This window comes from Marinobacterium zhoushanense, from assembly GCF_014641945.1.
Taxonomy (GTDB): domain Bacteria; phylum Pseudomonadota; class Gammaproteobacteria; order Pseudomonadales; family Balneatricaceae; genus Marinobacterium_D; species Marinobacterium_D zhoushanense.
On sequence record NZ_BMIJ01000003.1, the window covers coordinates 461,769 to 487,705 of the forward strand.

Below are 25,937 nucleotides of genomic sequence, written 5' to 3' on the forward strand. Positions count from 1 at the left end.
TTGAGTCGTCTCGCTAATCTAATGCCTTTCAGTGGCCGCCGCTAGCGGAATCGGCTCACCTTACAAAAATGTAATTCAGCCGTCAGAATCGTCTTTTTCACCAGCCCGCGGGCCCCCGCATCGGGCCGGGGCTGGTGTTCACACTCGGTTGAGTGAAATCGGTTACATCCATAACCTCAAGCCAGAACCCGGATCCAGCTGACCATCCCCGCCGCCTGATGTTCGATCATATGGCAATGGAGCAACCAGCTGCCTGGCTTGTCCGCACGGAAACGAATACGCGTTCCCTCACCTGCCGCCATCACCAGGGTGTCGTGCCAGATCCCCTTGGCGTAACGCGCCAGGTCGGCCTGGAAATGGTGCCCATGCAGATGCATGCTGTGCGGCCAGCGGGTGTTGTTGAGCAACTCTATCTCGATCAATTCACCGCTACGCGCTTCCAAAAGCGGCTGATCGGGCAAGTTGGCGACGCCATTAAAGGCCCAAATCTGCTTCCTCTGCACCAGTTCACGCACACCAAGCGTCTCCCCCTGGTATACCGCCTGACGCAGGGAACCCATAGCGCCACCGGTCATATCCAGTTGCACCCGGTGGGCCGGCTTTTCCGCACCAATAACCGGCAGATGGTTGGCGGGCAGAGCGTTTGGCACGCCGCTAAAGCGCCGTTCGGCCCTGTCGTCCACGCGCAAATAGGCGAGATCGACAGGGGCCTGATCGCTTTCCAGCTGAATCGGCAGCACTCCTGTTGCCTCATCCGGAATATCGAGCACCAGGTCATAGCGCTCTGCCGGAGCCAGTATTAACGAAGTTGTCAGCACTTCTGGCACAGCCAACGGTTGACCATCCTTAGCCCAGATCCAGCAAGGCAGATTGGGAAGGTTGACCAGCATGATGCGGGCATTGGCGGCATTAAGTAGACGCAGCCTGACTCTCTCCCCCGCTCTGACCTGCAGCTGAGGCTTGAGTTGCCGGTTAGCCGTCAGCAGGTTGCCGGTACGGCCACCATGGGCCCAGTCGTGCATGTCGCCAAGACTGTGAGTGTCAAGCTGCCGTGCCTCATTTAACCGCCAGTCGTCGAGCGCAAGCGTCAGTTCCCTGTCCACATCGGCGGGCTGCTGCTCCTCTACGATCAGCGGCATATACAAGCCACGCGCCAGCTGCTCATAGGTCTGGTGATGGGAGTGCGCCCAGAAGGTACCGGCGTCCTGAGGCGTAAACCGGTAGAGGAAACGCCCGCCAGGGGGGATCGGATCCTGGGTCAGCCCACTGACTCCGTCCATGGCATTGTCGATCCTAAGACCGTGCCAGTGCACGCTGGACGGGTTCGGTAGGCGGTTTTCAACCTCGATCTCCACCGCCTCGCCCTGGCGCAGTCGCAATACATCGCGATCAAAGCTCCAAAGGGCGACCGGCTCGCCCAATGGGGCGAACCAATGGCGCTGTTCCGGCTGTAGAACCAGGTTCAGACGGCGGGCATCCGGTTTGATCGATCCGTTGGCCAGCGTCGGTGCGGCCACCAGTCCTGCAGCCGTCAACCATAAGAAATCGCGACGGCTCAAAGTCATTGGAGTGCATCCTTCATTTTCTGCAGCATCCCCTCAAGGCGAATCAAGGGTTGTGCACCGCCTATCGGCAGCGCCTCGCCGCTGGCGTTATGACGCAGGAAGTTACCCGGTGTACCACTAACGCCTGACTCCAACCCGTTTTGGGTCTGGGCAAGCACCTTATCCTTGAAGCGCTCCTCCTCCATACAGGTATCGAATGCCTGACGGTCAAGACCGATCTCCTCAGCCAGCGGGCCCAGATTCGCTATGGGGAACCCCTTACCGTTGGAACGTGTACGCTCGAAAATCAGATCGGTATAGCGCCAGAAAGCATCACTCCCACCCAAAGATCCGGCGCACTCGGCGGCTTCCGCCTCTTTCTGCGCGCCGGGGTTATGGAAGTTCAGCGGGAAGTGGCGGTACACCCAGTTCACATCCGGATGCTTCTCCACGAATTCTTTAGCGGTAAGGTGGAAGCGTTTGCAGTAGGGGCATTCGTAATCTGAGTATTCGATCAATGTAAATGCCGCATCAGGATTGCCGCGGATATAGTCGGTTTCCGGGCTGACCGGAGCCACGTTCGCTACCTTCGCCTGTCGCGACTTCCGTTCCTGCTCCGCCCGTGCCTGGTTCTGCTCCTCGATGAATCGAATGATTGACTGTTCGACACGCTTATCAAACGCCTCGCTATTGATATAGGCCTCGATTTTGCTGTCGATCAGCTTATCGAGTGCTTCGTCGTTCTCCTGAGCCTGTCCGCTCAAGCTCCATAGTGACGTCAACAGGGTGAGCATCAGTAGAGGGATGGATGCTGTTTTCATGGGACTCTCCACGCAATATCAAGCCTCCGGTCGAAACCGGCTGTGTTTCCTTTCAATGATTTTGAAACGGAACGCTCAGGCGCGCGGAGGTGGCGTAGGCAGGGTGGTAAAACCGGGCTGAGTGGCCGGAACAGCATATCCGGCCGGTATCAGGAACCGCAATCGCCACCCTGTCTGCTGCTCAGACGCCAGGATGGGCAACTGGGCGGCACAGGTACGGGAGCACTTGGTCACCTGCTGACTACAGCATGCGTGGGTATTCGTCATTGCCGCATCTGCATGCGCGCCTGTCCCGCTATGTGGCAGAACGGGGGCCCCTGCCGATACAGATATCAGCAGGAGCAGTACAGTCAGGGTGGCAAGTAGCGTTTTCATTGCCTGAAGTGTGAATCAATGGTTCCGGTTTGGCCAGCCAATTCAGCGTTCTGAAAGCAGGTATGTGGCAATGGCACGACGATCTTCATCACTCAGGAATGCCGTTCCCTGCTGGATGACCTCGCCCATCGAGGCTCCCAGCACATCCCCATCCGGTGTAATCCCGGATCGCAGGGCATAAGCCAGATCCTGTACGTTCCAGCCACGTTGCTTGAGTGCATCGGCGTGAATCGCAGGCGAGGCCCCTCCGCCCGGCAGCCCATCGGCACCGGTCCACTGCTGATCTTCGTCCAACGCGCCAAGCAAGTTACGCGGCGTGTGGCAGGCAGCGCAATGGCCGGCCGCCTCGACCAGGAAGGCCCCTCGGTTGTAGAGTTCTCCCCTGTCCTGCTCAGGCTTAAACCGTTGGGGCTCAAAATAGAGCCCTTGCCACAGATGAAGAGCCGCGCGGAAGTTGAACGGGAAGCTTAACTCCTGCTCTTTCGACGGTTGCTCTACGGCAGGAACGGTGCGGAACGCGGCCCAGAGATCGGCAATTTCCTGATCGCTGAAGCGGGTATAGAAGCGATAGGGAAACGCCGGGTAGTATGGGTCCCCATTGGGCGACTCCCCTTCCCTGACGGCCCGGGCAAAGTCCTCTATCGACCAGGCACCGATGCCATGATTTTCGTCGGCGGTCAGGTTGGGCGCGTAAAAGGTGCCATACCGGGTCTCCAGTGGAGCCCCGCCCGCCAGTGGATTACCGCCGGCTTCCATGTTGGTATGACAGGCGATACAGCCGGAGGCGCGAGCCAGATATGCTCCGCGCGCCACATTACCCTCCAACTTGGCCAACCCGGGTGATGTCGGTCCAGTGTTGGTCATTGCGACACCACCCCAGCCAATCGCCACCACGCCAAGCAGAATGAAGAGCCTAAGCATCATTCGTCGCATGGCCTCACTCCTCGACACGGTACCGGGTATGACAGGCGGAGCAGGTGTCGGTCACCATCTGGAACACCATGTCGGCGGGCATTTCGGCCAGATGCTCTTCAGAGGGGCCCTGATCGCCCATCATATTGCCCATTGTCCCGGTTCCCATCATGGTGCTGTGGCCCATCATAGCGCCGCTCCCCATCATCGTGCTCGCGGCGCTACCGGAGGATGCCATACCGTTATCGGCGGCTTTCTCCAGTGCGCTGGTGTAGCGCTTCAGTTGATCCGCCAGTGACTGGAAGCGATCCCACTCCTGCCAGATCTCCGGTTTCGCCTCGCTCGGCCCGTGCGCGCTGCCCTCCGGGAACAGTTTCGTCATTGCGTCCCCTGAATAATGCTCGATGACCTGTGCCGCCTCTTTGACCGCCGATGCATCGTATTCCGCCTTGCCGCTGAACATGGCTGACATCGTCTTCATTGATGACTTCATCTCTTTCATCAGTTCCATGCGCTCCTTGACGATACCGGACGCACCACCATGTGCCATGACGACGCCTGAAGCCATAGAGATTGAGAGCGTCAGAGCTGCACCCATAACCAGTGTTGTTTTCATGTAAAACCCCTTAAATTCGATTAGCAATCCAGCGGGAAAAAAACCCGCGATGTTCCATAGCGGTCGGGATCAGACGATAGGGGGCGGTGTATCGAGCCCCAAGTGCGGAGCGTCGTGGCTTTGTGGAATATGGAAAGGTTGTCTTGATGGGGGCTTAACGCTGTCCGTCAGGGGCAACGTAAATACCAGACCGCTTGTGCCGGTATGGCTGATATCCGCGTGAAGATCGTTTTCGAAACGCTTGTGATCGTCGGCCTGGTCAATGGCATCGGATGGCGCGTGAAAATGTGCACCATGCTCGGTATGAAACTGCCAATGCTTCCAGGTCGCATCGTCGGCGGAGAGTGATCCACCTATCGCCGACAGAGACTGTACGCCGAACAGCAGTACCAGCAGAAAAGCCTGCAATGTGCGAGTCAGTCGAGTCATGGGCACCCAGTATGCGTAGAGTTGCTCCGATTGTAGGGAGGCACTGCAAGCATTTCAACAGAAGGAGCTTGCTGAATTCGTCTATTTATTGGTCGACGATAGGTCCAACCCAAAAGTATCGGACACCCGATCCAGGCGTTTCACCAGCTCACTAACCAGCTCCCTCACCCTGAATTTTTCTGGGCGCTCGTCATCTTCGCTGCGCGACCAGAGTGCAATATCCCGGCGAGGTCCGGGTTTGCCCTCTACTTCGATTAACTGCTCAGGTGCTATCTCACCGGTCAACAGCGCCAGTCGCGCCGGCAAGCGCACCAGCAAGCTGGATGTATTGAGCAGATGAAGTACGGAGCGGATACTGCCGGTGAAGGCCATACGGGCGGCCTGTGGACCGGCTAGTTCACCCTGGCCATCCAGAAAACCAGCGCTGGCACCGGCGATCATCCAGTTCTGTTGAGCGAGCACCTCGAGCGATACCGGCTGCTTTGAACCAACCAGCGCCGAATTTCGGCCGACAAATACGCCTGAGCGGTCCCGAAACAGCAACTCTCGCTGCAGTGAGCTCTGGGAAACGGTCAAGTGGGCCGGTGCCAACAGAAAGTCCAGTTTCCCCTCTTGCAACAGTTGAATCTGTAGCGCTGCAGACCCGGTGCGCAGATGGAAGACGTGATGCTTCTCGCGCAGCAGGTGTTCGGTCATTTCCCGGAAGGTGGCGAATTCCCAAAGCGGGTCGATGCCGAGCGTAAACTCGCTCTGGTAGCCGCTATGCCACTGTCGGATCACCTCCTCACCGTGTTCCGACTCGGCCAATATGCGTTCGCCGATCTGAGCCAGGCGCGCCCCTATAGCGGTGGGCGCGACGCCGTAACGCGTGCGGGTCAGCACCGGTGCGCCGACCTTGGCTTCGATCTGCTGGATCGCACGCGTCAGCGTGGGTTGAGTAATAAACAGCTGCTCGCAGGCTCGGCTTAATGAGCCCTGTTTTACGACGATGGCCAATTGCTTCAACGAGTTGGGATTCATATATGCATATTCTTTTAGTCTTAAAGCAAAAACCAATTATTACCCATATCAGGAATTTAGCTAGAGTTGGTACTACAAGAACATTACTAGAGAGCAGAGGGCCCCCAACATGCAGTTTCATCTCAATGGCTTTCATCCTGGCGACCCCCGTTTCAGCGATCCGCAGGACGCTGTCGTACCGCCTCCGGTGAAACGGCCTCTTCCTAAAGAGGTCGATGTACTAATCGTTGGCTGCGGGCCTGCAGGCCTCAATATGGCAGCCCAGCTTTCCCAGTTCGGCACTATCTCTGTAGCGATTGTGGACCAGAAGGATGACCGTCTTCTGGTGGGTCAGGCTGACGGTATCGCCTGCCGCACCATTGAGATGTTCCAGGCATACGGCTTTGCCGACCAGATCATTCAGGAAGCCTATCAGGTAAACGAAGCCTCTTTCTGGAAGCCGGACACCGAGAAGCCAAACCAGATCGCCCGTTCCAGTAAGGTTCCGGACGTGGCGGACGACCTTTCCGAGATGCCCCACCTGATCATCAACCAGGCGCGCGTGCACGACGAGTTCCTCAAGGTCATGAAGCAGTCCCCAATCAAGCTGGAGCCGCACTATCAGCGCAAGCTGCTGGGGCTGGAAGTGGATCCCAGCTGCGGCTCTTCAAATGAGTACCCTGTTACCGTAAAGCTGGAGCGCATGGTGAACTTCTCCCAGTACACCCAGGAGATTGAAACCGTCAAAGCCAAATACGTGATCGGCTGTGACGGCGCCCGCTCAAGCGTTCGTGCCGCCATCGGCAAGGAGCTGGTGGGTGAACCCCTGAACCAGGCCTGGGGCGTAATGGATGTCCTGCTGAACACAGACTTCCCGGACATCCGGCTGAAATGTCTGATCCACTCCAACAACGAAGGCAACATGCTGATCATCCCGCGTGAGGGCGGTTACATGGTGCGTCTGTACATCGAACTGGACAAGCTGAAGGAAAACGAGCGTGTTGCGCGCGATCAGATGACGCCGGACATCCTGATCGCTGCCGCCAACCGTATCATGCAGCCCTACAGCGTTGACGTAAAAGAGGTCGCCTGGTGGAGCGTGTATGAGATCGGTCAGCGCATCACTACCGCGTTCGACGATTCTACCGAAGAGCGTGCGGCCCGCGTATTTCTCGCCGGTGACGCCTGCCACACCCACAGTCCAAAAGCTGGACAGGGCTTGAACACCTCGGTAATGGATACCTGGAACCTGGGTTGGAAACTGGCACATGTTCTGATCGGCCGCGCGGATGAGAAGATCCTGAAAACCTATTCCGACGAACGTCGTGAATACGGCCAGGCGCTGATCGACTTCGACCGTGAGTTCTCCCGCATGTTCAGCGCCAAGCCAAAGTCTGCGGAGAATCCGGACGGCGTCGATCCGGCCGAGTTCCAGCGCTATTTTCAGCTGTTCGGCGAGTACACCGCCGGCGTATCGATCCAGTATCGCCCGTCGCTCATGGTCGGCAAGGGTCAGAACCAGGATCTGGCGACAGGCCTGACCGTAGGCAAACGTTTCCACTCAGCACCGGTGGTCCGCCATGGTGATGCCAAACCGGTTCAGTTGGGCCACTGCCACACCGCGGATGGCGCATATCGCGTGTACGCTTTCGCCGGCAACCAGGAGCCGATGTCTGCGCGGTGCGGCGTGAAGGCGTTATGCGAGTTCCTCGCCAATGACGCCAACTCCCCGCTGAAACAGTTCACGCCCGACGATGCCGATCCCGATTCTGTCATCGATCTCCGTGCAGTATTTCAGCAGCATCACCAGTCAATCGAGCGCGCCTCGCTGCACCCGACGCTGACGCCAGAGAAAGGCAGGTATGGCCTGCGTGACTATGAGAAGGTGTTCTGCGTCGACAACCGCCCGGAATCTTCGGGGGGCGGCAAAAACATCTACGACATGCGCGGCATCAACAAGGAACAGGGTTGTATCGTCATTGTTCGTCCCGATCAGTACGTCGCCGAAGTTCTGCCACTAAATGACCATGCCGGCCTCTCAGCTTTCTTCAATCAGGTGCTGGTAGCGGTATAAACCCATCGAAGCCCCCGCCCGATACTCAGGTCACTGTCTCCTGAGTGTTGGGCAGGTCTGGCCCCCTTCCCTCAATATTCCCAACTCCACTCCAACATCTCTCAGACTCCTTGGCGTTGATATATAGATGTTCAGCTGCCAATTGTTCAGAACTCCCCATAAAAGCCGACGACAACCAAGTAATTTGATACAAATCCTGTTCCGATAAATACCGCAATAAAATCAAAAGCCTATAATTGATATAAACCAGACGCCATGGGAAGCTTTCAGCCGGTCTCGTGACCGGCACAGTGCAGGCTGCTGGGAAAAGTTCGATGTGCCGATATCTGCACTATGCTTACTGCGAGGAAATAGCCTCCACATATGGATGAACAACCGATTAAAGGGAGCTTTCGGCTATGCCTTCCATTCATACCCTTCGTCGTTTCTGCCATTTGCTGCTCGGGGCTGCGGCTCTTGCCGCTGTGACCATACCCCAGGCGTATGCGACACCGGATTACATACGCCTCGACAGCTTCCTGGAACAGAATCCGGATCAAATGCGGACCGCCAGTCAATTTGCGGATCTGGTTCGCAAATCCGCTCAGCCAGTCGAAGATAGTGGTTTATCAACGATCAAGATTGCACTGGTCTACCCCGGCATTCAGGCGTCGGACTACTGGCGTCGAAGCCAGACCTCATTGGAGCGACGTCTGCGCAGCCTCAACATTCCGTTCGAATTGAGGTCCTTTTTCTCCCACCCCTCTGTGGATACGGCGCTGCAAAGTCAGCAGCTGGCGAGAGCACTGGAGTGGCAGCCGGACTATCTGGCGTTCACTCTTGATGTTGCCCCACAAGGCAGGATGGTCGAGCGATTGCTGGCTCAGGGTAAACCGAAACTGATTCTCCAGAACATCACAACCCCTCTGGCTAGGTGGCAGTCTCATCAGCCGTTTCTGTATGTGGGTTTCGATCATGCTCAGGGCACCCAGCTGATGGCGGAATGGATGCTTAATAAGATCGACTATCGCGGCAAATACCTGCTGCTCTACTTTTCACCCGGTTATGTCAGCCAGATGCGAGGCGATACTTTTGCCTCTGAGGCGGCCAAGTACGCGGATGTCCAGCAGGTCGGCGCCTATTACACCGACGGCAACCTGGAGCGCGCCTATCGAGCAACACTCAAAACGCTCGAACAACACCCTGATCTCAAGATGATATTTGCCTGCTCCACCGACGTGGCCCTGGGCGCCCTTCGCGCCCTTCGTGAAAAGAACCGCCTCGATGTGCTGCTTAACGGCTGGGGTGGAGGCGCCGCAGAACTGCAAGCCCTGCAGCAAAGCGAGCTGGATGTCACTGTTATGCGGATTAACGATGACAACGGAATCGCCATGGCAGAGGCGATCAAGCTTGACCTTCTGCAGCAACCCAATCGGGTTCCGCAGATTTTTGCCGGCGAGATCAAACTGTTGCCGGCAGATATACCGGAGGACCAACTCGAACAGCTGATCCAGCGGGCATTTCGCCTAAGCGGTGTCGAGGTAATGGCGCAATGACCTTCAACATGCGCTTTTCCACCTCAATACTGTCGCTCGTATTGCTGCTTTTAGCCGCAGCGGCCGCCACGTTAGTCGCGCCGGCCTACCTGGGCTCCGAGCGCGCACTGCAACATGAGATCCGGTTGGGTTATGAACGCGATCAACGGGCACTTAACGGCTTGCTGCAGTCCCAGTTCAGTTACATCGAACAGATTATCGGCGAGCTAAGCAGAATAACCAGCTTGAAGACAGCATTGCAGCGAGATGATTTCGAACAGGTGTCCCATATTATCGATCGGTTCTTGGCCAGCAATGGTGGGCAACAGGTCGATGCACTCGTGGTTGAGAACAGTGCCGGGGACAAGTATGTAGGCTCAAGCGCCAGCTTGCTGAGCCTGTCACTCCCGCTCGAACAACTCAGCGAACGCTATGTGGCACCCGGCGTCTGGAGCAGCTTGGACGCAAGAGTTGACGCCACAGATTACGCCCTTCTGCGCCTGAGCCTGCCTGTTACCAGCGAGGAGGATGGTGAAGTGGTTGGCCTGTTGCACTGCTTCGTTCTGCTCAATGACAACTTCTGGATAATCAATCGGCTGCAGCAGTTATTTGGGTCTGAAGCGATCTATCTCTCAGAGGGGGCAACCATCCTCGACAAGCTGGTTTACAACTCGGACATGAAGATGGACGAGAAAAGCCATGCGCCTTTGAGCGATGGGCTGAATATGAGAGGCGACAGCATAGTCAGAGAGCACCGCTTCCAGATTGACCAAAGCAAGAATTACAACGTTCGCTCTGTGCTGCCCAACAACGCATACCGGGATCTCCAGCAAGCCTATGTCTCGCACCTTTCATACGCACTGTTGCTGGTCGCAATATTGGGGGTTCTGACCATGCTTGCAATCCGCAAGTTGACGCGTGGCGCCCTTTCTCACCTGACCCTGTATGCGGAACAGGTGCCGGAAACCGGCACTCCACGGCCTTTTACCGGCGCTCAGTTCCAAGAGTTCGCCCGTGTGGGCAGTGCAGTCGAACGGATGCTTTTACGCATCCGGGAGCGGGACAAGCTGCTGTCGAGCATCGTAGATAACGCACCGGACGTGATCTTCATAAAAGGGCTGGATCGACGTTATCAGTTGGTCAGCAAGCAGTTCGCAGACACTCTGGCCGTGCCGGCCACTAAGGTTCTAGGCGCCCTGGATGAAGATCTGCTGGCTGGCGAAGTACTGCGGCGTGCTCAGGAAACCGATATGCAAGTACTCGAAAGTGGCCAGCCTCTGCAGTTTGAATCGATTTTCGGCGAAGGATCCGAGTCAAAAACCTTCCTGGTTAGCAAATTCCCGATCTTCGATGACTACGGCGAAGCTACTTCGATCGGTTGCATCGCCGCCGACATAACAGCCATGAAGAGGGTTCAACAGGAGCTGGACCTTGCACACCAGGTTGTCGCCGCAACCAAGGAAGCGATCATTGTGCTGGATGAGCGGAAAGGAGTGTTAACAGCCAACCGAGCCTTCCAAGCGATGTGTGGATCGGACGAGCAAGGCAGCCAGGCGGTATTGGACAGATTCATGTTCGCCCATCCACAAGTCAGGGACCATCTGTATGGCCGTGACGCCTGGCAGGGAGAGTGCGCACTGAGCCGGGCCGATGGTGAGTCGCTTCCCGTGCTGGTTTCGATTAGTCACCTGCCAAACACCGATGGCGTAAAGCGCTCTGCCATTCTGTTTAGTGACATCAGCAATTTGAAAATGGCGGAGCGCAAACTGGAGCAGCTTGCGCTCTATGACGCACTAACCGGACTGCCCAACCGCAGTCAGTTCTATCAACGTCTCGACAAACAGTTAGCGCACTCGCCCAACCATACAGCCATATTGTTTATCGATATCGACAACTTCAAGGTAATCAACGATACCCATGGCCATTCGCAGGGGGATGCGCTACTGCGTCAGGTAGCGGATCGGCTTCGCACCTGTGTCCAGGCCAAGGACACCGTGGCACGCCTTGGTGGCGACGAGTTTACGGTTATCCTTGCCGAGGTCGGTGATCGCGCCCAGGCCGAAAGAATTGCGAAACGTATTTTGCACGTATTGCACGAGCCCTATGAACTGGACAGTACCCACTGCTTCAGTTCGGCAAGTATCGGTATTGCGCTGGGCGTCGAAAGCGGCAAGAACTCGGAGACCTTGCTCAACAATGCAGATCTCGCCATGTACGAAGCTAAAATGAACGGCCGAAACGCTGTCTACTTCTTCGACCCCGACATCAATGCCCGTCACCAGCGGCGCCACCTGCTGGAAGAGGGGCTGCGGGAGGCGATAGCCGGCGCTCAGCTCTTTCTCCAATACCAGCCGCGGTTCGACATTTGCGCCAAACAGGTGCTTGCTGCGGAAGCGCTGGTGCGTTGGAACCATCCCAAGCAGGGCGTGATATCACCCGGCGAGTTTATTCCCATCGCCGAGGAGAGCGAGCTGATCGTCGAAATCGGCCGTTTCGTGCTGAATGAAGCCTGCTGCGAGGCAGCCGCGCTGTATAGGGATGGCTATGAAATTCTTATTTCAGTCAATCTCTCTCCACGTCAGTTGCGGGACCGTGACCTGCTCAGGGATATCCACGATGCCCTGAGCCGGTATGACCTCCCTCCCCGGCTTCTGGAGTTTGAAATCACCGAAACCTACGTGATGGAGAATATCGAGCAGTTCATCCCCATCCTGACCCAGATTCGCGAGCTGGGCGTTCGCCTCGCTGTCGACGACTTTGGAACGGGCTACTCCTCATTGATGTATCTGAAAAAGCTTCCGGTCAATACCGTCAAGATCGATCACTCGTTTATCCATGATGTGCCGGGCGATGTGGATGACGAAAACCTGGTAAGGGCGATCATCAGCATGTCTCACAACCTGCGTTTGCGGGTCGTGGCAGAGGGCGTGGAGACTGCCGAACAGTTACAGTTCCTGCGTGAGCTCCACTGCGATGAGATTCAGGGATTCCTGCTGGGCCGTCCAGGAAGCACCGATCAGCTGCGCAGACTATCAAGACCGTCGCTTATTGCGCCCTAGGCAGGTCAAGCGTGATGAGGCGGTGTGGAGGCTTTCTGATAGTCCAGTACAAATCCGGCAAACACCTCGACCACTTCGTCGGTCAGGTCAGACTGGACGTATAGGCTGTAGTGGCCGTTGCTACCGTCTGATTTTCCGATGACCTCGTAGTACCGGTTTGACCTTAACTGGGGACTGCCCTCATCCGACAACAGGTTCGCTTCGACCTGCACCAGATCACCAAGCTCAAGCAACTGCCATAGCGCCAGCGAGTCGTTGAGCTGCTGATCCTGCGAAGGCGGCACCGGAGTATTTGGCATAATATCTCCCGCTTCAACACTGGCTTGTATAATTAGACGTTAGCACGTCCTGGATCAGGTCTGCAGAATTCCAGCGCGCATGGCGATATGGATGATATCCGAGTTGGAGCTTATTCCGAGCTTGCGCATCAAATTGGCACGATGGGCATGGATAGTCTTAGGACTTAAGTGCATCACTTCAGCCACATGGTTTACCGAATGGCCTTCGGCGATCATCGAGAAAATCTCAAGCTCCCGGCTTGTCAACTGTGACAGCTGATTGTCTTCATAAAGTTCTTCTTTACTATCAACAAGGTGGGCAATAGATTTCGAGTAATAGCTTTTGCCTCGCGCGATATTCTCGACCGCCTGCTTAAGCTCTGAAGAAGCATTACGCTTGGTAACGTAACCCAGTACACCGGCCTGAACCGCTCGCTGGGGATAGGGATTGCTGTCGAGACCGGAAACCACAAGTATGCGCGCGCTGTTGTCGTAGCTGCGAATGCGGCGAATCGCCTCCAGCCCGCCTGCCGTCGACTGCACCTCCTCCGACTCGCTGTCCATCGGCATGGACAGGTCGAGAATAACCACGTCCGGAGTCAGCTTCCGATAGCAGCTTAGTGCCTCGGCACAGTTCTCCGCCTCTGCGACCACTTCGATAGCCGGATTTTGTGACAGAAGCTGCTGGTATCCATACCGAACAATCGAGTGATCATCTACCAGCAATACGCGAATCGAGCTATCCATATGCAAAGCCTCACAGCCTAAAGGCGGTTCCTAGCCAATTTTCGAATCAGCTTGAATTCTATTTATGGCAGGATGGATGAATCAATACCTTCCGCTCCTCGATAGCAGGCCGAAGAATCCACCTCCACAGCATAGGCCGATGCCAGATCACTGAGCGCAACATTAGCGGGTAAAGCAACCAGCTCGTCACTGTAGCCGATAAGGGCGATACCCTCTTTTTTACAGTGGGCGAGCACTTTTTCAAGCGCCTTGATCACCACGAGTTGCCTGTCGGTGAGCCTGGGACCATTAACCTGCGCCCTTTTTTTACTGGAGGTTTGGCGTATGACGTAGTCATCCTGGTCCAGCAAGCAGATCGTGATCCCCGCAAGCTTTGCCTCTACCAGCACGCTTTTGCAGATTTCGAACTGAGACTCGCGTTTACAGCAGATGGTATCACCACTGACCGCACTATTGATAAGCTTGACGATCTCATCACGCTCGCTGTTTATATCGATCTGATATTCCATATTAATCAATCCGATACATATAATAGCTCGAGAAATTGGTTAATTAGCCAGCCTGCTTTTGAAGCTGCTGGCGCAACATGGCATTTTCGCGATTCAGCTCATCGTTACGTGATCGCAGGCGCATCAGCTCCTCCTCCTGTATGCTGAGCCGTACCCTGGCCTCGATAAGCGCCTCACCTCCGCCCTGACTGCCGGTGGCGATCAGCTCCTGCTGGCGCAACTTGCGATTCAGTTCGTCGATATCGGTCTTGAGCCTGAACTGCTGCTCATCAGCCTTAAGCAATTTCTGCTCCAGCTCGTACTTCTCATCGGCCAGTTTTTCGCAGCGTGCCAGCAAGCGGCCGTTTTGGCTCTGCAGCTCCTGCATCGCCTGGTGACCGCCCTGCTCACTAAGAGCAACCTGATTGCGCAGTTCCATTTCGCTGCGCTTAAGCTGCTGGCGCTGCTCCTCAAACCGGTTTTCGGCGTAGGCCAGAGCCCTGTCCCACAACTGGTTGGCAATATTCAGCACAGGCTCAGGCAGCTCAGGGTGCTGCTGTTGCCGGGTAATGCGCTCACCCAGCGTTCGCCACCAGTCATTGAGCGCCTTGTTGATGGTGGTAAGGCTGCCGCTGCCGATCTGTTCGCGAACAGCCTGCTGAGTAGGGCGAATACCCTGCTCGAGCAGCAGGTCAGCGGCTTCGAATACGCGCACCCTGGTACTGCTGTTCTGTGTCATAAATACACCATATGTACTGTTTGATATGTATCGAACATCGATATTAGCATGTTTGCGGTCCCCAACCAGCCTTGAGTCGCGCATTTATTGATCTTCAGCTAGAATCGCGCGTCCTGAACACAAGATCTCCCCGGGTGGTAAATATGAGTACTCCTAAAGTCGGTTTCGTCAGCCTAGGCTGTCCAAAAAACACCGTCGATTCCGAACGCATCCTGACGCAGTTGCGTACCGAGGGTTATGACATAAGCCCGTCGTACGATGGCGCCGACGTTGTACTCGTGAACACCTGCGGCTTTATCGATAGCGCGGTTCAGGAGTCGCTGGACAGCATCGGTGAAGCGTTGAAGGAAAACGGCAAGGTCATCGTTACCGGCTGCCTGGGCGCAAAAGAGGACCTTATCCGTGAGGTTCACCCCAAGGTGCTCGCCGTCAGCGGACCGCACCAATATGATCAGGTGATGCAGCAGGTGCACGAAGTGGCGCCCCGCCCTACTCACAACCCGTTCACCAGTCTGGTGCCAGACACCGGTGTCAAACTGACACCCCGACATTACGCTTACCTGAAGATATCCGAAGGCTGCAACCATCGCTGCACTTTCTGCATCATCCCGTCCTTCCGCGGCGACCTGGTCAGCCGACCGGTGGGTGATGTGCTCAGCGAAGCGCGCCGCCTGGCAGAGAATGGCGTTCAGGAACTGCTGGTGATATCCCAAGACACCAGCGCATATGGGATCGATACCAAATACAAGCTGGACTTCTGGGATGGCAAGCCGGTCAAGACCCGCATGAAGGAGCTGTGCGAAGAGCTGGCCAAGCTGGGCGTGTGGGTACGTCTGCACTACGTCTACCCCTACCCTCACGTGGACGAAATCATCCCGATGATGGCGGAGGGCAAAATCCTCCCCTATCTCGATATCCCGTTCCAGCACGCCTCCCCCTCGGTATTGAAGAACATGCGCCGCCCAGCCCATGCCGAAAAGGTGCTGCATCGCATTGAGAAGTGGCGCCAGCAGTGCCCCGATATCACGCTACGCTCAACCTTTATAGTGGGCTTCCCCGGAGAAACCGAGACGGATTTTCAGACCCTGCTCGATTTCCTCGAGGAGGCACAGCTCGATCGCGTGGGCTGCTTCCAGTACTCCCCCGTTGAAGGCGCTACCGCTAACGAGCTGCCCAACCCGGTTGAAGAAGCGGTCAAGCAGGAGCGCTGGGAACGTTTTATGGAGGTACAGCAGCGCATCAGTGCCGCAAAACTCCAGCAGAAGGTAGGCAAAACCATCGAAGTGATCGTTGACGAAGTCGTCGAAGAGGGCGCCGTTTGCCGTTCACAAGCAGACGCTCCTGAAATCGATGGCCAGGTATTCCTGGATCACCAGACCCACCTCACGCCCGGCGAGCGACTTCTGGTCGAGGTCGAAGAAGCGGATGAATACGACATGTGGGCACACCCCGTCTAACAGACCCATACATCAGGCCCGCCTCTATGCGGGCCGCCTCCTCTCCTCTTTTTCGACGAATCTAGCTATCGCCTCCCTAATCCGCTCCTTAAGGTAATCCTGAGATCCCTGACAAGACTCCTCGCAACCGCGCCAGTAAACAGCACCGATGCGTTTGGGGTCATTGCCCTCCTCGGCCTGGGTAAAAATCCCGATATCAATGAGGACATTAGGATTGACGCTTGAACTTGAAGTATCACGCAGTTTCTCAGAATAGGCTTCGCTTCTGCTGCCGAAGATGGCTAAAGCTTAGTCTGCCTAAAGGGATTCGGAGAGAATGCTTATTAGGAAAAGATTTAGAGCAAGAATGTAGGATGGTGCCCCGGACCGGAGTCGAACCGGTACAGCCGAAGGCCGAGGGATTTTAAATCCCTTGTGTCTACCAATTTCACCACCGGGGCTTGGTGGATCACGCATCAGCGGGGTGCTGAAAGAATGGAGGCTGGAGTCGGAATCGAACCGGCGTACACGGAGTTGCAGTCCGCTGCATGACCACTCTGCCATCCAGCCATTCTTTGAATACTTGTTGGAGCGGGAAACGAGACTCGAACTCGCGACCCCAACCTTGGCAAGGTTGTGCTCTACCAACTGAGCTATTCCCGCGTCGTCTCAACAAGTGGAGCGTATTATAGAGCTATGTTTCGGTGTGTCAACCAGGTAAATGAAATATTTTTGCTTAAAGATTAACCACTTAGATCAAAATTCCAGCAATGCCCACAAACCCCGAGCCGGCTTAGATATCCTCTTTCAGGAATGGCCAAGCCGCCTTCAGATAGACGAACATCGACCAGAGCGTCAGCAGTGCTGCGCCGTACAGCGCAGCCACGCCAACCCAGGACAGGATCGTCAGCGGCGGGAATGCCAGCAAACCAATTATCGAAATCATCTGCAGCGTGGTTTTTACCTTGCCGATCATCGATACGGCGACGTTGGCGCGCTCGCCCAGCTCAGCCATCCATTCACGTAGTGCTGAAATTACAATCTCACGACCGATAATGACCACTGCCGGGACGGTAATCCAGGGCTCGGCAAAGGTTTCAACCAGCACCACCAGTGCCGCAGCGACCATCAGCTTGTCGGCCACCGGGTCCAGGAATGCACCAAAGGGTGAACTTTGATCCAGCTTGCGTGCCAGATAGCCGTCGAACCAGTCGGTCACGGCTGCGAGCGAGAAGATGGCTGCAGAGGCCAGTGGTGCCCAGGCGAACGGCAGGTAATAAACCAGGACGAACACTGGAATCAGGACGATCCTCAGCAGGGTAAGCATGTTGGGTATTTTCATCTGGGGATCTAAAGCCTGTCCGGATGGCGCTCAATGTTCGGGGTGCAGCGCGGCATGGATCTCCTCCGCCAGCGCCCGACTAATGGTAGAGACTTTTGCGATTTCTTCAACACTGGCGCTTTCGATCTCCCGTATACCGCCGAAATGGCGCAGCAGCTCGCGTCGGCGCTTAGGCCCGATACCGGGTATACCCTCCAGTTTGGACTGTTTGCGCGCCTTACCCCGCCGTGCACGATGACCGGTTATGGCGAAGCGATGCGCTTCGTCCCGTATATGCTGCAGCAGATGCAGTGCGGGAGAGTCGGCCTGTAACACCTGCTCTTGACCGGTATCACCGCTCACCAGCACCTCAAAGCCGGCTTTGCGGGTCGGCCCCTTGGCAATACCGATAACCAAAACCTCGGTGATCTGCAGGCTGTCGAGCACCTCCATCGCCTGAGCCACCTGCCCCTTACCGCCGTCGATGACCAGCAGGTCCGGCAGCTTGGCTTCGCCCTTTTTCAATCGTGTGTAGCGCCGGGTCAACGCCTGATGCATGGCGGCGTAGTCATCGCCGGCGGTAATACCCTCGATATTGAAGGTGCGATAGTCCGACTTGAGCGGTCCATTGCGGTCGAATACGACGCAGGACGCGACGGTCGCCTCGCCCGAGCTGTGACTGATATCGAAGCACTCCAACCGTTCCGGCAGGCTATCCAGCCCCAGCAGGTCCTGTAGCGCCAGGTAACGGCCGTGGATGCTCTGCTTGCTGGCCAGGTGACTGGCAAGCTGCTGCTCCGCGTTGGTTTGTGCCAGCCGCTGCCAGCCGGCCCGCTCGCCCCTGACCTTGTGGGCGATGCTGACGCTACGCCCGCGCTTTTCGCTCAGAGCCTGCTCGAGTGCTTCCCTGCCCTCCAGTTCGTAACTGACAATCAGGTGATCTGGAATCTCGCGTACGCCTGCCAGGTAAAACTGCGCGACAAATGCGGCCAGCACATCCGCTGGACTCTCCTCGATCGATACCCGCGGATGGTAAACCTTACTGCCAATAACACGTCCCTGGCGCACGAACAAGCCGTGCACCACGGTACCACCCGCCTGCATCGCGCAGCCGAACACATCGGCATCGCCCTGCATACCGGAGACATATTGCTGTTCCTGCACCTGGCGCAAACGGCTGATCTGATCCCTCAGTTCGGCGGCCTTCTCGAAATTCAGTGCCGCGGAAGCTGCATCCATCTGTTCCCCCAACTCTTCCATGATCGTCTGGTTACGCCCTTCGAGGAACATAATGGCGTGACGCAGATCGCTGTCGTATTGCTCAGGCGTAATCAAGCCCACACAAGGTCCGCTGCAGCGTTTGATCTGATACTGCAGGCAAGGCCGAGACCGGTTGCGAAAGAAACTGTCTTCGCACTGTCGGATCAAAAATACCTTCTGCAGGATGTGAAGGCTTTCGCGGACCGCCGAGCCGCTGGGGAAGGGTCCGAAATAGCGCCCCTTCCCTTTTTTGGCCCCGCGCTGAAATCGTACCGCGGGATACTCATCCTTATCGGTGATCAGGATGTAGGGATAGGACTTATCGTCCCGTAGCAAGATGTTGTAGGGCGGGCGCTGCTGTTTGATCAGGTTTTGCTCAAGCAGCAGTGCTTCGGTTTCGCTGTTGGTGATGGTGACTTCGATACGGGCTATCTTGGCCACCAGGGCCATCGTTTTGGTCGTCAGCCCACTGGCACGAAAGTAACTGGATACGCGGTTTTTAAGATTGCGAGCCTTGCCGACATACAGAATATTCCCCTCGTTATTGAACATCTGGTAGACGCCGGGGCGCGTAGTCAGGCGCGCAAGGAAAGCCTTGCTGTCAAAGGTGCTGCTGTTATCCGCTTCTGTCACTGTCGAATCTGGGGCTCTCAGGCCGAAACCTGATTGAACTGTTTGTTGGCCTGCATATGGATGTGGGTCGCCCGGCGGTGAATCTCCCGCAGCTGATCCCGCGTGTCGTCCGAAATCCCGGCACCACGTGACAAGGACACCTCGAGGTATACTCCAATTTCGGCAAAGTGGTAGAGCCGTGCATCGAAGGTCTTGGCGCGCGTGAGCTTGCTCAGGGAGATCTTGGCTCCGTTAACCAATATGTTGTTGATATCGGTTTCAGACAGCAGCGGATGACGCTTGCTCTGACGGTTATTTTGCTGCAGCTCTTGCTGGAGACGAAGTGCCTGACGTTTGGTCATCGCTGTCATTGTGCGCCCCTGTCTGTCAATCTATGTTTCGAATGCGGCATACTCTAGGCACTTTTGAGGCAGATGTGAATCGTCGTCCACCCTATCAACCCAGTTCTCACCCTCAGCGGCTGCAGGCCGAGCTGCAATGGCTGCTCTCTTCGCCGGACCTGCTTCTACCGCCCCCTGGGCTCGAACGTCCGCAACAACTGCCTCCGCTCCAGATCTCAAGCGAAGAACTTGTACATGATAGCGCTTATCAGCCATGTTGGCGCCTAGGCGAACATTTCGAAAATCTGGTATATGAATACCTTAGATTAAACCCGTATACGTATGATATTAAAAGAAATATACAAGTAAAAAGCGATAAGAAAACCCTTGGTGAGTTTGATTTTCTGATTCATCTGTCCCGGCAGTGGCTGCACTTGGAGGTGGCACTCAAACTTTACTTACTCGACGGTGACGGCAGTTCGCTTTCGCACTACATCGGCACTCGACGCGACGACTGCCTGGCGCAAAAATGGCACCGGATGCTCTACCATCAGCTCAAACTGGCTCAGCAACCCGCCGCTCAACAGCAGCTCGCCGAACTGGGCATCGAGCAGCCGTTGACATCGGCACTGTGGATCAAAGGCTGGCTGTTCTACCATCCGCTAAGACCTGCCCCCAAAAAGCAGCCAGAGCAGATCAACCCCTGCCACCTAAAAGGCTGGTGGCTGACCCAATCGGAGCTGAAGCTGATTAAGGCGCCGGGAAGGGTGTATATGCTGGTCAGAAAGCCGGACTGGCTGCTGCCGGTCTCGATGTTGGAGACCGGCGCGATCGATTTCGACCGGTTGCGAGACGAGATCGCTGGCGAGACGCGTGCGCACCTGGTGCTGATACTGCACCGGGCGGACGATGGATGGGTCGAGCGCTCAAGAGGGTTCGTCGTCGCAGACAGCTGGCCCGGATCAAAAATTCAATAGCAGCAGCTTGTTGGGAAGAGGACGTTCGACGCACAAAAAAGGCCGCTTACGCGACCTTTTCTACAGCAAGCACTCTGGCTTATCACTTACCCGCTTTCGCAGCATCCTGAGCGATTACCTTTTTCAGGACGCGTACGGCGACGAAGGTGCCGATGATCATCGCGGCCACAATAACGAGGCTCGGTGCGAAAGAAACCAGGGTGTACTTGTCGATATCAGTCATAGAACTAGAACCTCTGTTCGAGATTGTTAAGGTGCGGTGGTCCCGCACTCTGGTGAAATTTTGCGCATTATAACGGCTCGGGTTGCTATTTCCAGTACCTCCATAGTACTGAATAGCGCCTATTTGCCCGGCTCTAAACGCTTCAGTAAGCTTGATGTGTCCCAACGCCCCCCGCCCATCTGCTGAACATCAGCGTAGAATTGGTCAACCAACGCGGTTACCGGTAGACGCGCGCCGTTACGACGTGCTTCATCCAGAACCAGCGAAAGATCTTTCCGCATCCAATCCACCGCAAAGCCGAAGTCAAACTGGTCGTTCAACATGGTCTGATGTCGATTAGCCATCTGCCAGGAGCCAGCAGCGCCGTGCTGGATAACATCGAACACCGACTCGCCATCCAGGCCCGACTGCTTGAGAAAATGCGTGGCTTCAGCCAACCCCTGCAGCAATCCGGCGATACAGATCTGATTGACCATCTTGGTCAGCTGACCGCTGCCCGCCTCTCCCAGGTGTTTAATGGCCTTGGCATATACCGCAATAACCGGCTCGGCACGCGCAAAGCTCTCGCTTGCACCACCTACCATAATCCCCAGGACGCCGTTTTCCGCTCCCGCTTGGCCGCCGGAAACAGGCGCGTCGAGAAAACCACACCGCTGTTCACGGCAGGCGCTATCCAACTGGCGCGCGATCTCAGCGGAGGCCGTGGTATGATCGATGAGGATTGCATTCGGTGCCATACCCTTTAGCACGCCCGTCTCCCCCAGCGTCACCTGATACAGGTCTTCGTCATTACCAACGCAGGTCATGACGAATTCCGCATCCCGGGCTGCCTCCTCCGGCGTGCTGGCCAGACGATGCCCGAACTGTGCCACCCACTTCTCTGCCTTTGCCTGGGTGCGGTTATACACGCATACTTCGTGGCCGGCCTTAGCCAGATGGCCCGCCATGGGATAGCCCATCGTGCCGAGACCTATGAACGCTACCTTGGCCATAACAACCTCCTTAATACAAAGAGTTAAGCTACACTAACGGCGCAATGCTACCGTTATGCTGCTGCCCGAAAAAGATCCACGGATAAGACTGTACACTACTGAGGAACGTCTCAATGCTAAAGCACTTTCTCCTCTGCATGCTACTTGTGTCACTGGCGATACCGAGCCATGCGCTTGAGTCGGGTACGCCTGAGATCTATGCGCTGAGCTTTGAAACCCCGGGCGGCGAACCCTATGCGCTCGCCCAGCATCGGGGAGAGGTGCTTCTGGTGAACTTTTGGGCGACCTGGTGCCCCCCTTGCGTAAAGGAGATGCCGGAGCTGGATAAACTCGAGCAGGTATTTGCCGGCCAGCCATTTAGCGTACTGGCCATCAGCGCCGGTGAAACGGCTGCCGACATAGACACCTTTACCAGCGCGCTCGCTACCCCGCTTGGCCTTCAAATACTGCTCGACACGGAGGGGCGCACCTTCACCGAGTTCAACCTCAAGGGGTTGCCGATGAGCTATCTGTTCAACTCAGAAGGTGAACTGGTTGAGGTCGTAGCCGGCGCCAAGGAGTGGGCCAGTGAGGAGTGGCAAGGCAGAATCAGGGAGCTGTTGCCAGCAACCCCCTAGCCCGTCGAGATCACCTTACGTAGTTAAGCAACGTATTAAGCAACATGGTTACTCAGACACTCGGTAATCGCCATTACCATCTCTGCGGAGTGATGGGCCGCCTTATCCAGGAACTGGTCGAAGGAGACCTCGGACTGCTTACCTGCGATATCGGACAGTGCCCTAATGACGATAAAAGGCGTGCCGAAACGGTGGCAGGTTTGGGCGATGGCTGCAGCCTCCATTTCACAGGCCTTCATGCTGGGAAATAGAAGCCGCGTCGTTTCCACTCGCTGCGGGCAGTTCATAAACGCATCACCAGTGGCGATCAAGCCATTAACGGTTTTCATGCCCTTCATCTTGCCAATGCTCTGCTCCGCAAAGCGCGCAAGCAGTGGATCGGGAGTAAAAGCGGGCGGCAGGCCCGGTACCTGACCAGGCTCGTAGCCAAATACGGTGAGATCGACATCATGATGACGAACCTCCTGAGAGATGACCACGTCACCCACCTCGAGCTCGGCGTCAAAACCGCCGGCAGAACCGGTATTGATCACACAGCTGGGTTGATAGTGATAGAGAAGGATCGAGCAGCCTATCGCCGCGTTAACCTTGCCGATACCGGATTTCAGCAGCACAACATCGGTGCCGTTCAGCTTGCCCGTGTAGAAATCGAATCCGGCAATCACTTCGTGTTCGCGATCGGCGAGCGTTTCCTTAAGCTCTTCGATCTCCTGATCCATAGCGCCGATGATGGCTACACGCAACTGCCCAGAGGACTTGAGCAGATCAGCTAATAAGGGAGGTTTGGTCATTTCAGGTGTTTTCACTGACTTATTATCTTGTCTTGGTCGACCGGTGGGCCGAACCTAGTTAATTGTAATGTGCCGTTATTAATCTTTCGTAACAAATACAGGCACCTATAACCTTTCCCTGTGCCTGTCAGTCGTCACTACTCAGTTATAGCACCATTTCTTAGGCAAAATTGATACCACCCCCGTCGCTGTTGCGACAGGTCGGATACAACCCGCTCCAGCCAAAACGGCTAAACAGCCTGTCCACCTCGTCGGAAACCGGTGCAACAACTTTTATAACCTCGTCCGTTACCGGATGATTGAAGCTGATGTCGGTTGCCATCAATAGAAGTCGATGGACTCCAAGGTGCTCTCTAAACAAGCGGTTGTGGCGCCCTTCACCATGCTTGGTATCACCGACCAGCGGATGAAAGATATGTTTCATATGGCGACGGATCTGATGTTTGCGCCCCGTTTTGGGGCAAACCTCCACCAGGGAGTAGCGGGCAACCGGGTACCGACCAATAGGAATTGGAAGTTCCACGCACCCCAGGCGGCGATAGGAGGACACAGCCTCCTGAGCCGGCTTGTCCGGGTCGGAGTGAGCATCGGCGATACGATCATGGATCGGTTTCAGAGGGTAATCGATGACCCCCTGCTCTTCTGTCCAGCCTCGAGTTACGCAGAGATAACGCTTTTCGACCTGTCTTTCACTGAATGCCGTCTGCAGTGCATGAGCGACCTCTTTGCTGCGAGCAAACAGAATCACACCTGAGGTGGCACGATCCAAACGGTGCACCGTATGAATTTTTTCACAGGGAAAGTAAGCGCGTAACAGTGAAACCAGGTTAGGCGTTTTGGCAGGCGCGATCCAGCTGGGATGGACCAGAAGACCGGCAGGCTTGTTAACCGCAATGATCCAGTCATCTTGATAGAGTATTTCGGGCAGAGGATCGACTGTAGGGTTGGGGTCGCTCACCGGAATGGAAACTCTGTTGACGGATTCAGTGACAAGCGTCGTTGAGATAAAAAGTGGCGGAGGGACAGGGATTCGAACCCTGGGAGCCTCTCGACTCGTCGGTTTTCAAGACCGGTGCTTTCAACCACTCAGCCATCCCTCCGCAAACGCTGGGCAGTTTACGTGGAATCTTCCTGAAGTCAAATGGTCGAAACACTTGAAAAACTCGAAAAGATAACCATTATTGGTTCTAGTCAATTAAACGTGCGAGGAACGCTATGGCGAATGTACGCCCCCTGCCACATAACGCAAATGTTGCGGCAACTGATACCAATAAGGTGATCCGCAACACCTACATGCTGCTGTCGATGACGATGCTACTAAGCGCCGTAACGGCTGGCATATCCATGGCCGTGAATCCGCCGTTCATCGTCTATCTGGGCAGCGTCATATTAAGCTTTGTGCTGCTGTTCGTTCTGAACCGCAAGCAGAACAGTGCTGCCGCCCTGCCGATCACCTTCGCCTTTACCGGTCTGTTGGGATTCGGCCTGGGCCCGATCCTGAACCAATACCTGGCATTGCCTAACGGCGGCCAGATCGTAGCGACCGCGCTGGGCATGACCGCAATCACCTTCTTCGGCCTGTCCGCATACGCGCTCACCAGCCGCAAAGACTTCAGCTTCATGGGCGGCTTCCTGGCCGCAGGCATGATGGTTGTACTGATCGCCATGGTTGCCCTGTTCGTATTGCCGATGTTCGGCGTCAACGTTTCGGGCATGCATCTGGCGTTCTCGGCAGTTGTCGTGATGTTGATGGCCGGCTTCGTACTGTACGACACCAGCAACATCGTAAATGGCCACTACACCAACTACGTCATGGCCACCGTCAGCCTGTACCTGAGCATCTACAACCTGTTCGTACACCTGCTGGCACTGACTGGTGCGTTCAGCGACGACTGACATCCAGCCCCAAGTTGGGCAGCGGAAAGCCCCGCTCATCTGGTAAGATGGCGGGGCTTTTTTAATGGTCTGCATATTTGCGGGTTTCAAAACCAAACCTAGATCAATCGAGACGCGGATGATCTTTTCCATAGTCGTTCAGGCATCGCCCGTGCAAAACCAGGGCGCCGAAACTGCACTCCGCTTCGCACGCGCAGTACTTGCCGCGGGCCACAGCATTCATAGGATTTTTTTCTATCGTGACGGCGTGCAAAACGGCTCGGCACTCTCCTGCACGCCACAGGATGAACTCAACATCCCCCAGCAGTGGCAGGCACTGGCCAAGCAGCATCAACTGGATCTCGTGGTCTGCATCGCGGCCGCTGTGCGCCGCGGCGTCATCAACGAACAGGAGGCGACCCGCTACAAACGCGAACAGTGGAACCTGAACGATGCGTTTGAGCTGTCAGGCCTGGGACAACTGGTCGAAGCCTGTATCCAGTCCGACCGCGTCGTCACCTTCGGAGGTCGTTCATGAGTACTGACGGCATTCTGGTTCTGACCCGCAGCGCTCCCTACGGCAGCTCAGCTGCACGGGACGCCCTGGATGTTGCACTCACCTGTTCGGTATTCGAGCAGCCGGTTACCCTGCTGTTCCTCGATGATGGTGTGTTTCAGCTGTTAAAAGAGCAATCACCCTCCGCTATAGCGCAAAAAAATCTGAATGCGGTACAGCAGTCACTACCGCTGTACGATATCGAGCGACTTTGCGTCGGTAGATCCTCGCTGGAACAGCGAGGACTCAGCGGCGCAGAGCTGATCCTGCCGGTTGAGCTGATCGACGATGCAGACCTTCCCGCCCTGCTGGCACAACACCGACATGTACTGAGCATCTGA

Annotated in this window: 26 protein-coding genes and 4 tRNA genes; 9 read left to right on the plus strand and 21 right to left on the minus strand. The window is 56.0% G+C overall.

From position 1 onward, the window contains the following. Window positions 1-176: 176 nt before the first annotated feature. From IEX40_RS09260 to IEX40_RS09285, 6 genes are all read right to left on the minus strand, one after another. Window positions 177-1,565 carry a multicopper oxidase family protein gene (locus tag IEX40_RS09260; RefSeq protein WP_188747513.1) on the minus strand — a complete coding sequence of 463 codons (1,389 nt, stop codon included), beginning with the start codon at window positions 1,563-1,565 and terminating at the stop codon, window positions 177-179. Next, entirely contained in the window at window positions 1,562-2,365 is an 804-nt protein-coding gene (locus IEX40_RS09265; RefSeq protein WP_188747514.1) for a DsbA family protein, read from the minus strand. Before IEX40_RS09265 ends, IEX40_RS09260 begins: the two co-directional genes overlap by 4 nt. Before the next feature lie 417 nt (window positions 2,366-2,782). Then, window positions 2,783-3,673 (minus strand): c-type cytochrome, encoded by an 891-nt coding sequence (locus tag IEX40_RS09270; protein WP_188747516.1) that lies wholly within the window; start codon window positions 3,671-3,673, stop codon window positions 2,783-2,785. A gap of 4 nt (window positions 3,674-3,677) precedes the next feature. Next, window positions 3,678-4,268, minus strand: coding sequence for a c-type cytochrome (locus tag IEX40_RS09275; protein WP_188747518.1), 591 nt, complete (start codon window positions 4,266-4,268; stop codon window positions 3,678-3,680). 69 nt (window positions 4,269-4,337) lie between these two features. Continuing rightward, the gene (locus IEX40_RS09280; RefSeq protein ID WP_188747520.1) at window positions 4,338-4,697 is read right to left on the minus strand and encodes a hypothetical protein; all 360 of its coding nucleotides are present in this window, start codon (window positions 4,695-4,697) and stop codon (window positions 4,338-4,340) included. A gap of 81 nt (window positions 4,698-4,778) precedes the next feature. After that, a complete protein-coding gene (locus tag IEX40_RS09285) occupies window positions 4,779-5,717 on the minus strand; it encodes a LysR family transcriptional regulator (RefSeq protein WP_188747521.1) in 939 nt (312 codons plus the stop codon). A 109-nt stretch (window positions 5,718-5,826) separates the two neighbouring features. Here IEX40_RS09285 and IEX40_RS09290 point away from each other — a divergent pair, with 109 nt between their 5' ends. The 3 genes from IEX40_RS09290 (at window position 5,827) to IEX40_RS09300 (ending at window position 12,343) form a co-directional block, all read left to right on the plus strand. Further along, a complete protein-coding gene (locus tag IEX40_RS09290; RefSeq protein WP_188747523.1) occupies window positions 5,827-7,770 on the plus strand; it encodes an FAD-dependent monooxygenase in 1,944 nt (647 codons plus the stop codon). A gap of 398 nt (window positions 7,771-8,168) precedes the next feature. Next, window positions 8,169-9,305, plus strand: a complete 1,137-nt coding sequence (locus tag IEX40_RS09295) for a substrate-binding domain-containing protein (RefSeq protein ID WP_188747525.1) — start codon at window positions 8,169-8,171, stop codon at window positions 9,303-9,305. Continuing rightward, window positions 9,302-12,343 (plus strand): GGDEF and EAL domain-containing protein, encoded by a 3,042-nt coding sequence (locus tag IEX40_RS09300; protein ID WP_188747527.1) that lies wholly within the window; start codon window positions 9,302-9,304, stop codon window positions 12,341-12,343. Before IEX40_RS09295 ends, IEX40_RS09300 begins: the two co-directional genes overlap by 4 nt. A 5-nt stretch (window positions 12,344-12,348) precedes the next feature. Here the strand turns inward: IEX40_RS09300 and IEX40_RS09305 are convergent, their stop codons facing one another. The 4 genes from IEX40_RS09305 to IEX40_RS09320 all read right to left on the minus strand — a co-directional run bounded on the left by IEX40_RS09305 (window position 12,349) and on the right by IEX40_RS09320 (window position 14,595). Beyond that, window positions 12,349-12,642: a hypothetical protein gene (locus IEX40_RS09305; protein ID WP_188747529.1), complete on the minus strand. Its 294-nt coding sequence runs from the start codon at window positions 12,640-12,642 to the stop codon at window positions 12,349-12,351. Between the two features lie 54 nt (window positions 12,643-12,696). Then, complete coding sequence (locus tag IEX40_RS09310) at window positions 12,697-13,368, minus strand: response regulator (RefSeq protein WP_188747531.1); 672 nt, start codon at window positions 13,366-13,368, stop codon at window positions 12,697-12,699. A gap of 62 nt (window positions 13,369-13,430) precedes the next feature. Continuing rightward, complete coding sequence (locus IEX40_RS09315; protein WP_188747533.1) at window positions 13,431-13,877, minus strand: response regulator; 447 nt, start codon at window positions 13,875-13,877, stop codon at window positions 13,431-13,433. 43 nt (window positions 13,878-13,920) lie between these two features. After that, entirely contained in the window at window positions 13,921-14,595 is a 675-nt protein-coding gene (locus IEX40_RS09320) for a DNA-binding protein (RefSeq protein WP_188747535.1), read from the minus strand. Between the two features lie 143 nt (window positions 14,596-14,738). On the opposite strand from IEX40_RS09320, the gene rimO reads away from it, so the two are divergent. Next, entirely contained in the window at window positions 14,739-16,052 is a 1,314-nt protein-coding gene (gene rimO, locus IEX40_RS09325) for a 30S ribosomal protein S12 methylthiotransferase RimO (protein ID WP_188747537.1), read from the plus strand. A gap of 354 nt (window positions 16,053-16,406) precedes the next feature. Here rimO and IEX40_RS09330 read toward each other — a convergent pair. From IEX40_RS09330 to IEX40_RS09355, 6 genes are all read right to left on the minus strand, one after another. After that, a tRNA-Leu gene (locus IEX40_RS09330) sits at window positions 16,407-16,492 on the minus strand. 35 nt (window positions 16,493-16,527) lie between these two features. Then, window positions 16,528-16,601, minus strand: a tRNA-Cys gene (locus tag IEX40_RS09335). A gap of 17 nt (window positions 16,602-16,618) precedes the next feature. After that, window positions 16,619-16,694, minus strand: a tRNA-Gly gene (locus IEX40_RS09340). A 130-nt stretch (window positions 16,695-16,824) separates the two neighbouring features. After that, window positions 16,825-17,373: a CDP-diacylglycerol--glycerol-3-phosphate 3-phosphatidyltransferase gene (gene pgsA, locus IEX40_RS09345; protein ID WP_188747539.1), complete on the minus strand. Its 549-nt coding sequence runs from the start codon at window positions 17,371-17,373 to the stop codon at window positions 16,825-16,827. Between the two features lie 30 nt (window positions 17,374-17,403). Then, the gene (uvrC, locus tag IEX40_RS09350; protein ID WP_188747541.1) at window positions 17,404-19,245 is read right to left on the minus strand and encodes an excinuclease ABC subunit UvrC; all 1,842 of its coding nucleotides are present in this window, start codon (window positions 19,243-19,245) and stop codon (window positions 17,404-17,406) included. A 17-nt stretch (window positions 19,246-19,262) separates the two neighbouring features. After that, window positions 19,263-19,595, minus strand: coding sequence for an excinuclease ABC subunit C (locus IEX40_RS09355; protein WP_229680669.1), 333 nt, complete (start codon window positions 19,593-19,595; stop codon window positions 19,263-19,265). A gap of 32 nt (window positions 19,596-19,627) precedes the next feature. Here IEX40_RS09355 and IEX40_RS09360 point away from each other — a divergent pair, with 32 nt between their 5' ends. Continuing rightward, the gene (locus tag IEX40_RS09360; protein ID WP_229680670.1) at window positions 19,628-20,542 is read left to right on the plus strand and encodes a DUF1853 family protein; all 915 of its coding nucleotides are present in this window, start codon (window positions 19,628-19,630) and stop codon (window positions 20,540-20,542) included. 82 nt (window positions 20,543-20,624) lie between these two features. On the opposite strand, the gene IEX40_RS09365 is transcribed toward IEX40_RS09360, so the two are convergent. Beyond that, complete coding sequence (locus tag IEX40_RS09365) at window positions 20,625-20,765, minus strand: hypothetical protein (RefSeq protein ID WP_188747545.1); 141 nt, start codon at window positions 20,763-20,765, stop codon at window positions 20,625-20,627. 119 nt (window positions 20,766-20,884) lie between these two features. After that, window positions 20,885-21,772, minus strand: a complete 888-nt coding sequence (locus IEX40_RS09370; protein WP_373286480.1) for an NAD(P)-dependent oxidoreductase — start codon at window positions 21,770-21,772, stop codon at window positions 20,885-20,887. Window positions 21,773-21,870: 98 nt separating this feature from the next. On the opposite strand from IEX40_RS09370, the gene IEX40_RS09375 reads away from it, so the two are divergent. Then, a complete protein-coding gene (locus IEX40_RS09375; protein WP_188747549.1) occupies window positions 21,871-22,374 on the plus strand; it encodes a TlpA family protein disulfide reductase in 504 nt (167 codons plus the stop codon). Between the two features lie 35 nt (window positions 22,375-22,409). On the opposite strand, the gene mtnN is transcribed toward IEX40_RS09375, so the two are convergent. From mtnN to IEX40_RS09390, 3 genes are all read right to left on the minus strand, one after another. Continuing rightward, window positions 22,410-23,165, minus strand: coding sequence for a 5'-methylthioadenosine/S-adenosylhomocysteine nucleosidase (mtnN, locus tag IEX40_RS09380; protein WP_188747551.1), 756 nt, complete (start codon window positions 23,163-23,165; stop codon window positions 22,410-22,412). Between the two features lie 160 nt (window positions 23,166-23,325). Beyond that, window positions 23,326-24,123 carry a pseudouridine synthase gene (locus IEX40_RS09385; RefSeq protein WP_188747553.1) on the minus strand — a complete coding sequence of 266 codons (798 nt, stop codon included), beginning with the start codon at window positions 24,121-24,123 and terminating at the stop codon, window positions 23,326-23,328. A gap of 54 nt (window positions 24,124-24,177) precedes the next feature. Further along, window positions 24,178-24,265, minus strand: a tRNA-Ser gene (locus IEX40_RS09390). Between the two features lie 115 nt (window positions 24,266-24,380). Here IEX40_RS09390 and IEX40_RS09395 point away from each other — a divergent pair. The 3 genes from IEX40_RS09395 to tusC all read left to right on the plus strand — a co-directional run bounded on the left by IEX40_RS09395 (window position 24,381) and on the right by tusC (window position 25,937). After that, window positions 24,381-25,061 carry a Bax inhibitor-1/YccA family protein gene (locus tag IEX40_RS09395; RefSeq protein ID WP_188747555.1) on the plus strand — a complete coding sequence of 227 codons (681 nt, stop codon included), beginning with the start codon at window positions 24,381-24,383 and terminating at the stop codon, window positions 25,059-25,061. A 118-nt stretch (window positions 25,062-25,179) separates the two neighbouring features. Beyond that, window positions 25,180-25,578: a sulfurtransferase complex subunit TusD gene (gene tusD / locus IEX40_RS09400; RefSeq protein WP_188747557.1), complete on the plus strand. Its 399-nt coding sequence runs from the start codon at window positions 25,180-25,182 to the stop codon at window positions 25,576-25,578. Continuing rightward, window positions 25,575-25,937, plus strand: coding sequence for a sulfurtransferase complex subunit TusC (gene tusC / locus IEX40_RS09405; protein ID WP_188747559.1), 363 nt, complete (start codon window positions 25,575-25,577; stop codon window positions 25,935-25,937). Before tusD ends, tusC begins: the two co-directional genes overlap by 4 nt.